11 protein-coding genes are annotated in these 14,095 nt (G+C 61.7%); 9 read left to right on the top strand and 2 right to left on the bottom strand.

Annotation, left to right across the window (positions count from 1 at the left end):
- Nucleotides 1-9: 9 nt before the first annotated feature.
- From P9292_RS13260 to P9292_RS13230, 7 genes are all read left to right on the top strand, one after another.
- On the top strand, nucleotides 10-2,073 hold the full coding sequence (locus tag P9292_RS13260) for an NADH:flavin oxidoreductase (RefSeq protein WP_309959409.1): 2,064 nt from the start codon (nucleotides 10-12) through the stop codon (nucleotides 2,071-2,073).
- 15 nt (nucleotides 2,074-2,088) lie between these two features.
- A complete protein-coding gene (locus P9292_RS13255; protein ID WP_309959407.1) occupies nucleotides 2,089-4,002 on the top strand; it encodes a (Fe-S)-binding protein in 1,914 nt (637 codons plus the stop codon).
- A 4-nt stretch (nucleotides 4,003-4,006) separates the two neighbouring features.
- Nucleotides 4,007-5,167, top strand: a complete 1,161-nt coding sequence (locus P9292_RS13250; RefSeq protein WP_309959405.1) for an electron transfer flavoprotein subunit alpha/FixB family protein — start codon at nucleotides 4,007-4,009, stop codon at nucleotides 5,165-5,167.
- Nucleotides 5,164-5,922, top strand: coding sequence for an electron transfer flavoprotein subunit beta/FixA family protein (locus tag P9292_RS13245; protein WP_309959402.1), 759 nt, complete (start codon nucleotides 5,164-5,166; stop codon nucleotides 5,920-5,922). The genes P9292_RS13250 and P9292_RS13245 overlap by 4 nt, the downstream gene beginning before the upstream one ends.
- 73 nt (nucleotides 5,923-5,995) lie before the next feature.
- Entirely contained in the window at nucleotides 5,996-7,291 is a 1,296-nt protein-coding gene (locus tag P9292_RS13240; RefSeq protein ID WP_309959400.1) for an aromatic ring-hydroxylating dioxygenase subunit alpha, read from the top strand.
- Nucleotides 7,292-7,314: 23 nt separating this feature from the next.
- Complete coding sequence (locus P9292_RS13235; RefSeq protein WP_244829739.1) at nucleotides 7,315-8,514, top strand: hybrid-cluster NAD(P)-dependent oxidoreductase; 1,200 nt, start codon at nucleotides 7,315-7,317, stop codon at nucleotides 8,512-8,514.
- A 107-nt stretch (nucleotides 8,515-8,621) separates the two neighbouring features.
- A complete protein-coding gene (locus P9292_RS13230; protein ID WP_244829046.1) occupies nucleotides 8,622-9,476 on the top strand; it encodes a glycine betaine ABC transporter substrate-binding protein in 855 nt (284 codons plus the stop codon).
- 59 nt (nucleotides 9,477-9,535) lie between these two features.
- On the opposite strand, the gene purU is transcribed toward P9292_RS13230, so the two are convergent.
- Together purU and P9292_RS13220 are read right to left on the bottom strand one after the other, a co-directional pair.
- Nucleotides 9,536-10,411 carry a formyltetrahydrofolate deformylase gene (purU, locus tag P9292_RS13225; RefSeq protein WP_309959398.1) on the bottom strand — a complete coding sequence of 292 codons (876 nt, stop codon included), beginning with the start codon at nucleotides 10,409-10,411 and terminating at the stop codon, nucleotides 9,536-9,538.
- A gap of 120 nt (nucleotides 10,412-10,531) precedes the next feature.
- Nucleotides 10,532-11,440 (bottom strand): choline sulfate utilization transcriptional regulator, encoded by a 909-nt coding sequence (locus P9292_RS13220; protein ID WP_309959396.1) that lies wholly within the window; start codon nucleotides 11,438-11,440, stop codon nucleotides 10,532-10,534.
- Between the two features lie 129 nt (nucleotides 11,441-11,569).
- On the opposite strand from P9292_RS13220, the gene betC reads away from it, so the two are divergent.
- Together betC and P9292_RS13210 are read left to right on the top strand one after the other, a co-directional pair.
- Complete coding sequence (betC, locus tag P9292_RS13215) at nucleotides 11,570-13,105, top strand: choline-sulfatase (RefSeq protein WP_309959394.1); 1,536 nt, start codon at nucleotides 11,570-11,572, stop codon at nucleotides 13,103-13,105.
- A gap of 42 nt (nucleotides 13,106-13,147) precedes the next feature.
- Entirely contained in the window at nucleotides 13,148-14,095 is a 948-nt protein-coding gene (locus P9292_RS13210; RefSeq protein WP_309959392.1) for a choline ABC transporter substrate-binding protein, read from the top strand.

The following is a 14,095-nucleotide window of genomic DNA, read 5'->3' as shown; positions in this document are numbered from 1 at the left end:
TCGCCCGCAATGCGTTACCCGAACCTTTTCAAGCCACTCACGCTGAACAAGCTGACCTTGCGTAACCGTATCGTCAGTACCGCGCATGCCGAGGTCTATGCCGAGCCCGGCGGTCTGCCCGGCGACCGGTATATCCGCTATTACGAAGAGAAGGCGAAGGGCGGCGTGGCGCTAGCCGTTTGCGGAGGTTCGAGCCCGGTGTCGATCGACAGCCCGCAAGGCTGGTGGAAGTCGGTGAACCTGTCGACCGACAAGGTCATCGACCCGCTCTCGCAGCTGGCCGAAGCGATGCATCGGCATGGCGCGAAGATCATGATCCAGGCAACGCACATGGGCCGGCGTTCGGCGTGGCACGGCGAGAGCTGGCCGCATCTGATGTCGCCTTCGGGCGTGCGGGAGCCAGTGCATCGCGGCAACGCGAAGATCATCGAAGTGGAAGAGATCAAGCGCATCATTCAGGATTTCGCGGCGGCCGCGAAGCGCGTGAAGGATGCGGGCATGGATGGCGTCGAGATCTCGGCGGCGCATCAGCATTTGATCGATCAGTTCTGGAGTCCGCGCACTAACTTTCGTACGGACGAATGGGGCGGTTCGCTCGAAAACCGTCTGCGCTTCGGTAAGGAAGTGCTGCAGGCCGTGCGCGAAGCCGTGGGCGCCGACTTCGCAATTGGCTTGCGCATGTGCGGCGACGAATTCCATGAAGACGGTCTCGATCACGAACAATTGAAAGAGATCGCTCAAGCGATGGCTGAAACGGGCCTCATCGATTACGTCGGCGTGATCGGTTCGGGCGCGGATACGCATAACACGCTCGCCAACTGCATGCCGCCGATGGCGCTGCCACCCGAGCCTTTCGTGCATCTCGCGGCGGGCATCAAGTCGGTCGTGAAGCTGCCGATCATGCATGCGCAAAGCATTCGCGATGCGGGTCAGGCGGAACGTCTGCTCGCCAACGGCATGGTCGATCTGGTCGGCATGACGCGTGCGCAGATTGCGGACCCGCATATGGTGATCAAGATTCGCGATGGCCGCGAGGACGAGATCAAGCAGTGCGTCGGCGCGAACTACTGCATCGACCGGCAGTACAACGGACTCGATGTGTTGTGCGTGCAGAACGCGGCGACATCGCGTGAAGCGACCATGCCGCATGTCATCGAAAAGACGCGCGGGCCGAAGCGCAAAGTCGTGGTGGTCGGCGCAGGGCCCGCGGGACTCGAAGCGGCGCGCGTGGCGAAGTCGCGCGGTCACGATGTCGTGCTGTTCGAGAAGAACGATTACGTCGGCGGTCAGATCATGCTTGCCGCGAAGGCACCGCAGCGCGAGCAGATGGCGGGCATCGTGCGCTGGTTCGACATGGAAACGAAGCGGCTCGGCGTGGATCGTCGTCTCGGTGTCGCCGCCGACGACAAGGCCATCATGGCCGAGAAGCCGGACATCGTCGTGCTCGCGACGGGCGGCTCGTCGTTCACGGATCAAGTGCCTGCATGGGGCGTCGAACGAGGTCTCGCGGTGAGCGCCTGGGACATTCTCTCGGGCCAGGTCGAGCCGGGCAAGAACGTGCTCGTTTATGACGGCGTGAGCACGCATGCGGGCGCGGGCGTCGCGGACTTCATCTCGAGCCGTGGCGGCAATGTCGAGATCGTGACGCCGGACGTGAAGGTCGCCGATGACGTCGGCGGCACCACGTTCCCCATCTTTTATAGAAGGCTCTACGCGCAAGGCGTGATCCATACGCCGAACTACTGGCTCGACAAGGTGTACGAGGAAGACGGGAAGAAGATTGCCGTGATCCGCAACGAGTACACGGAAGAACAGGAAGAGCGCGCGGTGGATCAGGTCGTGATCGAGAACGGCAGCACGCCCAACGATTCCCTGTACTGGAAGCTGAAGCCCGAATCGCTCAATCGCGGGCAGGTGGATGTGCACAAGCTCTTTGCATCGGAAGCGCAGCCGTGTCTTTCGGAAGAGCTTGGAAACGGGCGTTTTCTCTTGTTCCGCGTCGGCGACTGCATCTCCATGCACAACATCCACGGCGCGATCTACGACGCGCTGCGTCTTTGCAAAGACTTCTGACGAGGGCTTTAGACGATGAACCCCGTGTTTGTCATCACCGTCTTGCTGTGGGTATCGGTGGCGGGTCTCGCCTTCGCCGTGGTGAAGCGCGCGGCCTATTGGCGAGAAGGACGCGCCACTACTGCCGGTGCTTATGGCTGGGCTAACCTGCTGACCATCCCGAAGCGTTACTTCGTGGACTTGCATCATGTGGTCGCGCGTGATCCGTATATCGCAAAGACGCACGTTGCAACCGCTGGCGGCGCCATTCTCGCGATGGCGCTCGTATTCCTCAACTACGGCCTCGCCATTTATTCGCCGTGGCTCGACAAGCTGATCTTCCTCGCGGCTATCGTCATGCTGGTGGGCGCGGTGTTCGTGTACCGTCGCAGACACGGCGCGAAGGAAGTGCCCGCGCGTTTGTCACGCGGACCGTGGGACAGCCTGCCTTTGCTGCTCGGTTCATTCGCGCTTGGTCTTGCATTGTTCATGCTGTTGCCGGCTTCGTGGATGTCGGGTGCACTCGCGATCATCGTTGCATTGCTGATCGCGGCGGGCGCATACACGATGACCTTCGGCGCAGCGCAAGGCGGCCCGATGAAGCATGCGATGGCGGGCTTGCTGCATCTCGCGTTTCATCCGCGTCAGGAGCGCTTTGCAGCGAAGAACGAGCATGATGTCGTGCCGCCCACCGCGCTCAAAGTGCCCGTACTCGATGCGCAGGAATATGGCGTGAGCAAGCCCATCGAGTTTCGCTGGAACCAGTTGCTGAGTTTCGATGCCTGCGTGCAATGCGGCAAATGTGAAGCGGCGTGCCCCGCGTTCGCATCGGGACAACCGCTCAATCCGAAGAAGCTGATTCAGGATCTCGTCGTCGGCATGGTCGGCGGTTCGGATGCGCTCTACGCCGGCAGCCCGACCCCCGGCATTCCGGTCGGCAGGCATTCGGGCGCACCGGGCAAGCCGCTCATCTCCACGATGATCGAAGCCGATACCATCTGGTCCTGCACCACGTGCCGCGCCTGCGTGCAGGAATGCCCGATGCTGATCGAACACGTCGATGCCATCGTCGATATGCGCCGCAATCAGACGCTCGTGGAAGGCAACGTCCCGGGGAAGGGTCCGATCACGCTTGCGAATCTGCGTGAAACGGGCAGCGCGAACGGGTTTGACATCGGCGCGCGTTACGACTGGTCGGTGGATCTGCAAGTGCAGGTCGCGCAACCGGGTCGTCCCGTCGATGTCTTGTTGATCGCGGGCGAAGGCGCGTTCGACATGCGTTATCAACGCACGCTGCGTGCGTTGGCAAAGGTGCTGAACAAGGCAGGCTTGGATTACGCGGTGCTCGGCGGCGTTGAAACGGACACCGGCGATACGGCGCGTCGTCTCGGCGACGAAGCCACCTTTCAGGCATGTGCGAAGAAGCTCATAGGCACACTTTCGCAGTATTCGTTCCGGCGCATCGTGACGGCGGACCCGCATGTGCTGCATAGCTTGCGCAACGAGTATCGCGCGCTTGGCGGCTTCTATGAAGTGCAGCATCACACGGCGTTGATGGCTGAACTCGTCGCGAACGGCAAGCTCTCGCCGAAGGCCGCGACCGTGCTCGCCGACAAGAAGATCACGTATCACGATCCGTGCTATCTCGGCCGCTATAACGGCGAAACCGAAGCGCCGCGCAAGCTGCTGAAGTCCATCGGCATCAAGGTGGTGGAGATGGAGCGTAACGGCATGCGCGGACGGTGCTGCGGCGGTGGCGGCGGCGCGCCCCTGACCGACATTCCCGGCAAGCAGCGCATTCCCGATATCCGCATTGCCGATGCCCGCACGATAGGCGCGGAAGTGGTCGCCGTGGGTTGCCCGAATTGCACCGCGATGCTCGAAGGCGTGGTCGGCGTGCGTCCCGAAGTGCTCGACGTGGCGGAGCTGGTCGCCGCGGCGCTGGAGTAACACGATGAACGACAACATCAAACGAATCGATCCGCGCAGGCCGTTTATCTTCACGAGCGCGGGGCTCAAGCGCATCACGCTCGGCGAGATCGGCAGCGGCGCGCTGCTTGACTTCGTCGCAACACACCATGATGCAGCGAAGCCGCGCCGCACGTCGAAAGCGTCGCGTCGCGCGGTGCTGGTGGCGGCGCATACGGATCGCGGCGCGCTCGACGATCACGGCCGTCAGGCACTGGCCGCCGCCGCCTTGCTCGCGGACGATGAAACCGAAGTCGTGTTGATCGCGTTCGGCGCGTTCAGTGACGATGCGGCGTCGCTCGGCGCGGATCGTTATATCGAGCTGCCCGGCTTCGATCGCCGCCATTTCGCACCGGATGAAGAACTGCGCGCGCTCGCTGCCTGCGTCGCGGCCTTCACGCCCGTGCATGTCTTCATGCCCGACAACGCAACCGGCGACGGCGATCTCGGCCGGCGTTACGCGGCGCGCGCCGGTGCGAGTATCGCCACACACGTGGTGGAACTCGACCTTCAGCACGTCGCTGCGTATGCGCATGCTGGCCGCGCGGTGGCATTGCGTGCGCTACCCGATGTGATCTTGCTCGCACCGAATGCGGTCGATGCCAAGCTGCCTTACGTCGGCGCAGGCGCGCGCGTGAATAGCGAAGACGTCGTGCCCGCGACGATGCCGAGCGCGTATGTCGATCTCGGCATCGAGGAAATGGACGCGGCCCAAGTCGCGCTCGAAGAAGCGGACTTCATCATCTCGGCGGGCAACGGCGTGACGGACGTGCCCGCATTCGAAGCGTTGGCAAGCACCTTGGGCGCGGCTATCGGCGCGAGCCGGGTGGCCGTCGACGACGGCAAGTTCTCGCGCGACAAGCAGATCGGCGCCACGGGCAAGACGGTGGAAGCTAGCGTGTATATCGCGTTCGGCATCTCGGGCGCGGTGCAGCACCTGCAAGGCATCAAGGATTGCCGGCATGTCATCGCGGTCAATCTCGATGCGAGCGCGCCCATTGCCAAGCGTGCGAATTTGACCATCGTCGCGGATACGCAAGAGACCATCAAGGCGCTGACGGACGCGGCGTCGGCCGCGCGTGCATCGCGTACCAATGGCAGCCCGATCCTGCAGACGGCGACGCTTGCCGAAGGAGCGTACGCATGAAAATAGCCGTTCTCGTTTCTACTGGCCAGCATCCTATCAGCGGCACGGCGCGTTATAGCCGCAACGACGCGGCCGCGCTCGCCCTCGGTATCGACATTGCAAAGGAACACGGCGCGCAACTCGATGTGCTGCATGCAGGCGACCCCGCCAATCCCGCGCTTGCCGAATATCTCGCACTGGGCGCGCCGCGCGTCGAAGTGCTCAACACACCGGGCGATGCCTGCGCGGCACTCGCGCAACGTCTCGCGGGTTATCGACTCGTCTTGACCGGCACGCGTGCCGAAGGCGCGTTCGATAGCGGCACGTTGCCGTATCGGCTTGCCGATGCGTTGAACGTCGCGCTAGTCGGCTCGGCTGTCGATATCGACGTGACGAACGAAGGCGTCGAAGTGCGCCAGTTCATGCCGAAGGGCTTGCGTCGCCGTGTGCGCGTGCAGTTGCCCGCGCTCATCGCCGTGCATCCGCTCGCCAACGCGACACCGCGCTACGCGTATGCGCGTATGCGCGAAGGACGCGTCGCACCGGTTGCAGCGGCCGCGCCTGTCGATCCGGAAGCGAGCGCATGGAGCGTCGGCCCCGTGAGCGCGAAGCCCAAGCGCCTCGCCGCGCCCGAAAAGCGCACCGGCCATGCCCGCATGCTTTCCGCGACCACGACCGAAAGCCGTGGCGGAAGCGTCGTAATTGAAGGGAGTTCCGTCGAAAAAGCACAAGTGATCCTGGCGTATTTGCGCGAGCATCAACTGGTGGATTATTAAGTTCAAAGCGCAGCAAGCCCGCATTTCAGGGGTGTTGGCGGGGCACCAGACGTGACGCACAACGGAGCACACGATGAAAGTTTCGGCAGACGTTCGCGCAATGATCGAACGCCGCAAAAAGGGCCACACGCTCGAAGCGCCGTTCTACACGAGCGACGAGATTCACGCGCTCGACCTGGACGCGATCTTCCGGCAGCACTGGATACAGGTTGCGATCGAGCCGGACGTGCCGGAGCCGGGCGACTATACGACCGTCGATATCGGCCACGATTCGATCCTGATCGTGCGCGACGACGACATGCAGATTCGCGCGTTCCACAACGTCTGCCGTCATCGCGGCGCGCGTCTTTGCAATCAGGAGAAAGGCTCGCTCGGCAATATCGTGTGCCCGTATCACAGCTGGACCTATAACCTCAACGGCGACCTCATGTTCGCCGAACACATGGGCGAACAGTTCGACCGCTGCAAACATAGCCTCAAGAAGGTTCATGTGCAGAACCTCGCGGGCCTGATCTTCATCTGTCTCGCCGATGAACCGCCCGCCGATTTCTCCGTGCTGCGCGAGTCGATGGAGCCGTATCTTTTGCCGCACGGTCTCGCCGATTGCAAGATCGCGGCGAACATCGACATCGTGGAAAAGGGCAACTGGAAGCTCACGATGGAGAACAACCGCGAGTGCTATCACTGCGTGGCAAACCATCCCGAGTTGACCATTTCGCTCTATGAATACGGCTTCGGTTATCAACGCACCCCTGCGAACGAGGACGGCATGGCCGCGTTCGAACGCACGGTGAGCGAACGCACGAAGCAATGGGAAGCAATGAACCTGCCTTCCGCCGAGATCGAACGTCTGGCGGATCTCGTCACCGGTTTTCGCACGCAACGTCTGCCACTCGACCGCGATGGCGAATCGCAGACGCTCGACGCGAAGGTGGCATCGAAGAAGCTGCTTGGCGGCTTCGAGCGCGCGGACCTGGGCGGCTTGTCGTTCTGGACGCAACCGAATTCGTGGCATCACTTCATGAGCGATCACATCGTCACGTTCAGCGTGATTCCGCTGTCCGCGGGCGAAACGCTCGTGCGCACCAAGTGGCTCGTGCATAAGGACGCGCGCGAAGGTATCGATTACGACGTCGACAATCTCACCGCCGTGTGGCGCGCAACGAACGAACAGGACCGCACGTTGGTCGAGTATTCGCAGCTGGGTGCAACGAGCAGCGCTTACGAGCCGGGCCCGTATTCGCCGTTCACCGAAGGGCTCGTGGAAAAGTTCTGCGAGTGGTATATCGGCCGCCTCGACAACTATGCGAACACGCCCGACAAGGACGTGGTCACGCATGGCGAGAAAGTCGTTTCCTTCATGCGCTAAGCGCGTTCGAGAGGCAAAACATGATGCGCGATCAGGCCACGTTCGAGCCGACTGCAAGCCGTGTCACCCAGCCGCGCTTCTGGGGGACGCTGCCCGCGCGCTGGAATAGCGATACCGACGACACACTCGTCTGCTGTCACGTCCGGCAGGAAACGCACGACGTGAAGAGTTTTTTCTTCAAGGCGCCGAGCGAACGCAGCTTCGTGTTCGAACCGGGGCAGTTCATTACACTGGAACTCGATATCGACGGCGAGCAGATCAATCGCTGCTATACGATTTCCTCTTCGCCCACGCGGCCGCACACCATTTCGATCACGGTCAAGCGTGTACCGGGCGGAAAAGTTTCGAACTGGCTGCATGACAACGTGATTGCGGGATCGCGCGTGCGTGTGCTCGGGCCTTCGGGCGAGTTCACCTGTGCGCGGCATCCGGCGCGCAAGTTCCTGTTTCTTTCGGCGGGGTCGGGTATCACGCCGCTCATGTCGATGAGCCGCGCGCATCACGAACTCGGCGAGGACGCGGATATCGTCTTCGTGCACAGCGCGCGCACGCCCGACGACATCATCTTCTCGCGCGAGCTGGATCTCATTGCATCGAATCAGACGAACTTTCGCACGGCCTTCGTTTGCGAGCGCGTGGGCACGCGCACGAACTGGGCCGGTGTGACGGGCTTTCTCAGCTTGCCGCTTCTGAAGCTGATTGCACCGGACTATCTAGAACGCGAGATCTTCACGTGCGGTCCCGCGCCTTATATGAAGGCGGTCCGCGATCTTCTCGACGAAGGCGGTTTCGATCGCAAGCATTATCACGAAGAGAGCTTCTCGTTCGAGACCATTGCGGAGGTCGCATCGCAGTTGACGACCGCGCACGTGGCCGACGCCATCGCCACACAGACCGATTTCGTCGAAGCGCGTGAAGAGGCAGTCGGCTTTGCGCCTCGACCAGCGGCGCCTGTCGATACGACATACAAAGTCAGCTTCGCCAAGATCCGGCGCGACATCGAATGCGGTAGCAACGAGAACGTGCTCGATGCCGCGAAGAAAGCCGGGGTGCGTTTACCCTCATCGTGCACGCAAGGCATGTGCGGCACATGCAAGGTCAAGCTCGTATCGGGCGAAGTGAGCATGAAGCACGCAGGCGGCATTCGTCAGCGCGAAATCGATCAGGGCATGGTGCTGTTGTGCTGCAGCAAGCCTTTGAGCGACCTCGTGGTGGACAAATAAAACTCGGCGTCGCTTCTGGACAACTGAGTGTCGGAAAAGTGCGTTACTGGCCAATTCTGGCTGGTGATTCTGGACGCTACGGCGTGGGGCCGCAAAGGGGAAATCAAATGAAAGCGATGAGAAGACTGTTCGTGCTGAGCGCCATGGCTGCGGCACTGGCCACGAGCATGGGCGCAAACGCCGAAGATAAACCGACCATCAAGATTGGCTACGTCGAAGGCTGGGACGACAGCGTGGCGACGTCGAACGTGGCGGCGCGCATCATCGAAAAGAAGCTGGGCTATCAGGTGCAACTCGTGCCGGTGGCGGCAGGCGTGATGTGGCAGGGCGTGGCGCGCGGCGATCTGGATGCGACGCTGTCCGCGTGGCTGCCGGTGACGCACGGTGCGTATTGGAACAACTTCAAGACGAAGGTCGTCGACCTCGGACCCAACTTCAATGATGCGAAGATTGGTCTGATCGTTCCTGAAAACGTCGATGCCAACAGCCTGACCGACCTCGAAGCGAAGAAGGCCGAATTCGATTCGCGCATCGTCGGTATCGATGCGGGCGCGGGCGTGATGCAAAAGACGAGCGAAGCCATCAAGGCTTATAACCTCGACTACAGGCTGATGCCGAGTTCGGGCAGCGCGATGACCGCTGAACTTGCGCGTTCGGAAGCGGCGAAGAAGCCGATCATCGTGACCGGCTGGAAGCCGCACTGGATGTTCGCGAAGTACAAGCTGAAATTCCTGGAAGATCCGAAGAAGGTCTTCGGCGAAGCGGAACACGTCGATAGCGTGGTGAATCCGGAACTCGAAAAGAAGGCCCCGCCGGTCGTGGCCTTCCTGAAGAAATTCCAGTGGAAACCGGGTGAAATCGACAGCGTGATGCTCGCGACGCAAAACGGTGAGAAGCCGCAAGCCGCCGCCGATGCATGGATCGGCGCGCATGGCGATCGCGTGGACAGCTGGGTGAAGTAAGGTCTCAGCGCCTGGATCAAGAAGGGGTGCCGCGAATCCGCGGCACCCCTTTTTTGTGCTTACCTTAGAACGACAGTGCGCTCGCCGTTGATGAACACGCGCCGTTCCGTGAACGCCTTGATGGCGCGCGCAAGCGTGATGCATTCGACATCGCGTCCCGTTGCAAGCAGGCGCTCGGGGCTATAGGAGTGATCCACGCGCTCCACTTCCTGTTCGATGATCGGGCCTTCGTCGAGATCGTCGGTGACGAAGTGCGCAGTGGCGCCAATCAGCTTTACGCCGCGCGTATGCGCCTGGTGATAGGGCTTTGCGCCCTTGAAGCCAGGCAAGAACGAATGATGGATGTTGATCGCGCGGCCTTTGAGTTTGCGGCTCGTATCGCCGGAAAGAATCTGCATGTAGCGCGCGAGAATCATCAGTTCCGCACCGGATGTCTCGAAGAGATCGAGCAGACGCGCTTCCTGCTGCGCCTTGGTATCGGCCGTGATCGGCAGATGATGAAAGCGCAGACCGTGTTGTTCTGCAAGCGGCGCCAGGTCCGGATGATTCGACGCAATGCCGACGATATCCATCTTCAGTTCGCCCATGCGCCAGCGGAACAGCAGGTCCGCGAGGCAGTGTTCGAGCTTCGACACCATGATGAGCACCTTGGACCGCGCGTTGAGATCGTGCATCGACCAGTTCATCGAGAAGCGTTGGGCGATGGGTTCGAACTCGCGCTGCAGCATCGGCAGATCGAGCGTGTCGTCTCGGCTTGCGCCATGAAACACGCAGCGCACGAAGAAGCGTTCGCTCAGGTCGTCGTCGAACACGGTGAGTTCGTCGATATAACCATGATGGCGTTCGAGAAAGCCGACGATGGCGGCTACTTGCCCCGCCGCGCTCGGACACGCAACGGTCAGCACCAGTTGATTGGGACGGGTTTCAGCGGACATGCACGCTCCACATTCGATAAAGGTCGCCACGCCGCTCGTGCGGCGAACGTTATCGCTAGTAGAGCAAATGCACGGGCACGACGGATAGAAGCGAAGCGCCGTCGCGCTGGTATGCAAGCGTCAGGCGATCACGTCGCATTCATCGAGCAGCCAGTTGCTGAACGCGCGCACGACGGCAGACGGCTCGCGTTGCGTGACGAGCACGTAGCCGCGATCGGTGACGAGCGGAGTATCGTCTAGCGCGATGAGGTGGCCTTTGGCGATGAGGTCATCGACGAGCGGCGCCCAGCCAAGCGCGACGCCCTGGCCCATCACGGCCGCATGCGTGACGAGCGCGTAACTGTTGAAGGTGAAGCCGCCTTGCGCTGGCGGCGCGCTCAACCCATGCGCCTCGAACCAGCCGGCCCATGAAAGCCAGCGTTCGGGCAAGGTAGCCTGCAGATGCAAGAGCGGCAAGTCGAGGAGATCGGCGGCACTCGACGGCTTGTTGCGTGCCACGAGCGCCGGGCTGCATACCGGCACGACGCTTTCAGGAAAGAGCCGGATGGCGTGCGGCGAACTCCACTGCGCGCGCGAGCTGCCGAATGCGATCACCACGTCCGCCGGTTCGCCGTCGGCATCCGATACATTTTGCGAGGTGACGATCTTCACATCGACATCGGGCATCAGCGCCTTGAATTGCGGCAGGCGCGGCATGAGCCAGTAAGTCGCGAAGCCGAGATCGGTCAACAGCGTGAGCGTGCGCTGAGCGTTACGCGCGCGAATCTCGCCGGTAGCCGTGCGGATGATATCGAGGCCTTGACGGACCGCTTCGAAGAGACGCGCGCCGTCTTCAGTCAAGGTGACGCCCCGGTGCCCGCGCTCGAAAAGCGGCACGCCGAGCGCTTCTTCGAGTTGCACCACGCGCTGGCTCACGGCGGGCTGTGTCGAGCCGAGTTCACGCGCGGCGGCAGTGAAGCTCGCGAGACGCGCGGCGGACTCGAACATCGAGAGCGCCTGCATGGGCGGTAGACGGTCCTGGCGCGGCATAAATCCCCCTTATGGGCGCATAACGATTTGCTCTCTTCACAGCGGCCATTTGAACGGCAATAGTCACATGAAGCGAACCCGCATCGCCATGCGCGTGTCCGCTGTCGATTCTATTCGAGGTATGCATTCATGCTTGAGACAAAACAAAATATCCTTATTCTCATGGCCGATCAGCTCACGCCGTTCGCGCTTGCGGCATACGGCAACGGAGTGACGAAGACGCCGTGCATCGACGCGCTCGCGCGTGAAGGCGTGGTGTTCGAATCGGCCTACTGCGCGAGTCCGCTCTGCGCGCCGTCACGCTTTTCGTTGCTCGCGGGTAAGCTGCCTTCGCAAATCGGCGCTTATGACAACGCGGCCGAGTTCCCTTCGGAGACGCTCACGTTCGCGCACTACTTGCGTGCCGAGGGATATCGCACGATTCTTTCCGGCAAGATGCATTTCTGCGGCGCGGACCAGTTGCACGGCTTCGAGGAGCGGCTGACGACCGACATCTATCCCGCCGATTTCGGCTGGACGCCCGACTGGGAGAATTTCGAGGCGCGTCCCTCGTGGTATCACAACATGAGTTCCGTGATCGACGCAGGTCCGTGCGTGCGCACGAATCAACTCGACTTCGACGACGAAGTGACCTTCACCACGCGTCAGAAGCTGTTCGATATCGCGCGCGAGCGCAATGCGGGCAAAGACGTACGACCGTTCATGATGGTCGCGTCGCTGACGCATCCGCATGACCCGTATGCCATTCCGAAAAAATACTGGGACCTGTATGGCGATGACGACATCGACATGCCTTCGTATCGCGATTCGCTCGAAGCCAGCGATCCGCATTCGCAGCGCCTTCGTCATGTCTGCGAGACGGATCGCACGCCGCCAACCGAGAGACAGATTCGCAATGCTCGCCGTGCGTATTACGGCGCGGTGTCGTACGTGGACGATCAATTCGCATCGATACTCGAAGCGCTGGAACAGGCGGGTCTCGCAAATGACACAACCATCGTCGTGACGTCGGATCACGGCGAGATGCTCGGCGAGCGCGGCCTCTGGTACAAGATGACGTTTTTCGAGGGCGGCTGCCGTGTGCCCTTGATCGTGCATGCGCCGAAGCGTTTCGATGCGCATCGCGTGAGCGCTTCGGTATCGCATCTCGATGTGTTGCCCACGCTCGTCGAACTTGCGCGCGGCGATGCGCCTTCAGCGTGGCCGGATAACATCGACGGGCAAAGCCTCGTGCCGCATCTCGCGGGCGCGGACGGCCATGACGAAGCCATCGGCGAGTTCCTCGCGGAAGGTGCAATCGCGCCTATCGTGATGATCCGGCGGGGGCGCTACAAGTTCATCCATACAAGTGTCGATCCCGATCAACTCTACGATGTCGCCGCCGATCCCCTCGAACGCAATAACCTCGCGAGCGATGCGCGGCACGCGTCGCAGGTCACCGCGTTCCGCGATGAGATCGCGCGACGCTGGGACCTGGAAGCGCTGCATCGCGATGTGCTCAAGAGTCAGCGCCGCCGCCATTTCCATTTCGCCGCGACCACGCAAGGTGCGATCCAGTCGTGGGACTGGCAGCCGCATGTCGATGCGAGCCAGCGCTACATGCGCAATCACATCGACCTCGATACGCTCGAAGCCATGGCGCGCTTTCCTGCGGTCGAGCGCTAGTCCCGCGCTAGTCACCCGCAACTCCAACGACAGGAACGCCCCATGAAAAAGCCCTTGTTTCATGCGCTCATTGTTGCCGCGCTCGTCGCCGTGGTCTCGCCCACATTCGCCGCCGATCCCTCGACCTGCACGCAGGTGCGCATGGCAGGTCCGGGATGGACAGACATCGACGCCACCAATGCGATGAGCGGCGTCATTCTGAAAGCGCTCGGCTACAGGCAGAACGTGGCGAACCTGTCTGTGCCGATCACGTATCAAGGCCTCAAAAAAGGCCAGATCGACGTGTTTCTTGGCAACTGGATGCCGGCGCAGGCGCCGCTCGTGAAGCCGTTCATCGACGACAAGTCGGTGCAGGTGGTGCGCGCCAATCTATCCAACGCGAAGTTCACGCTGGCCGTGCCCGACTATGTCGCCGCAGCCGGCGTGCATTCATTCGCCGATCTCGCGAAGAACGCCGACAAGTTCGATGACCGCGTCTACGGTATCGAGCCGGGCGCGCCCGCGAATCAGAACATCAAACGCATGATCGACGACAAAGCCTTTGGGCTGGGCGGATGGAAGCTCGTGGAATCGAGCGAGACGGGCATGCTCACGCAAGTGGATCGCGCGGTGCGGGACAAGAAGTGGATCGTGTTTCTGGGCTGGGAGCCGCATCTCATGAACACCAAGTTCAAGCTCGCCTACCTCGATGGCGGGGATCGATACTTCGGCCCGAACTTCGGCGGCGCGACGGTCAACACGGTGGCTCGTAACGGCTACGAGCAGCAATGCCCGAACGTCGGCCGCCTGTTCAAGCAGATGGCGTTCAACGTAGATCTGGAAAACGGCGTGATAACCGACGTGCTGGAGAAGAAGACGCGCGTCGATACAGCCGCCACGGACGCATTGAAACGGCATCCGGAACTGCTGAAGACGTGGCTCGATGGTGTGACGACTGCGAGCGGCGGGAACGGCCTGGAAGCCGTTCAGACCGCGCTCGGGGTGAAGTGA

Source organism: Caballeronia sp. LZ001, assembly GCF_031450875.1.
GTDB lineage: Bacteria > Pseudomonadota > Gammaproteobacteria > Burkholderiales > Burkholderiaceae > Caballeronia.
Note: the sequence above shows the minus strand (reverse complement) of the source record. Positions and strands in the feature narration are given on the sequence as shown.

Excerpts from the sequence above, each read along its gene's own strand:
- P9292_RS13260 (WP_309959409.1), top strand. The coding sequence starts at position 10 with ATGCGTTACCCGAACCTTTTCAAGCCACTCACGCTGAACAAGCTGACC.
- P9292_RS13255 (WP_309959407.1), top strand. The coding sequence starts at position 2,089 with ATGAACCCCGTGTTTGTCATCACCGTCTTGCTGTGGGTATCGGTGGCG.
- P9292_RS13250 (WP_309959405.1), top strand. The coding sequence starts at position 4,007 with ATGAACGACAACATCAAACGAATCGATCCGCGCAGGCCGTTTATCTTC.
- P9292_RS13245 (WP_309959402.1), top strand. The coding sequence starts at position 5,164 with ATGAAAATAGCCGTTCTCGTTTCTACTGGCCAGCATCCTATCAGCGGC.
- P9292_RS13240 (WP_309959400.1), top strand. The coding sequence starts at position 5,996 with ATGAAAGTTTCGGCAGACGTTCGCGCAATGATCGAACGCCGCAAAAAG.
- P9292_RS13235 (WP_244829739.1), top strand. The coding sequence starts at position 7,315 with ATGCGCGATCAGGCCACGTTCGAGCCGACTGCAAGCCGTGTCACCCAG.
- P9292_RS13230 (WP_244829046.1), top strand. The coding sequence starts at position 8,622 with ATGAAAGCGATGAGAAGACTGTTCGTGCTGAGCGCCATGGCTGCGGCA.
- purU (WP_309959398.1), bottom strand. The coding sequence starts at position 10,411 with ATGTCCGCTGAAACCCGTCCCAATCAACTGGTGCTGACCGTTGCGTGT.
- P9292_RS13220 (WP_309959396.1), bottom strand. The coding sequence starts at position 11,440 with ATGCCGCGCCAGGACCGTCTACCGCCCATGCAGGCGCTCTCGATGTTC.
- betC (WP_309959394.1), top strand. The coding sequence starts at position 11,570 with ATGCTTGAGACAAAACAAAATATCCTTATTCTCATGGCCGATCAGCTC.
- P9292_RS13210 (WP_309959392.1), top strand. The coding sequence starts at position 13,148 with ATGAAAAAGCCCTTGTTTCATGCGCTCATTGTTGCCGCGCTCGTCGCC.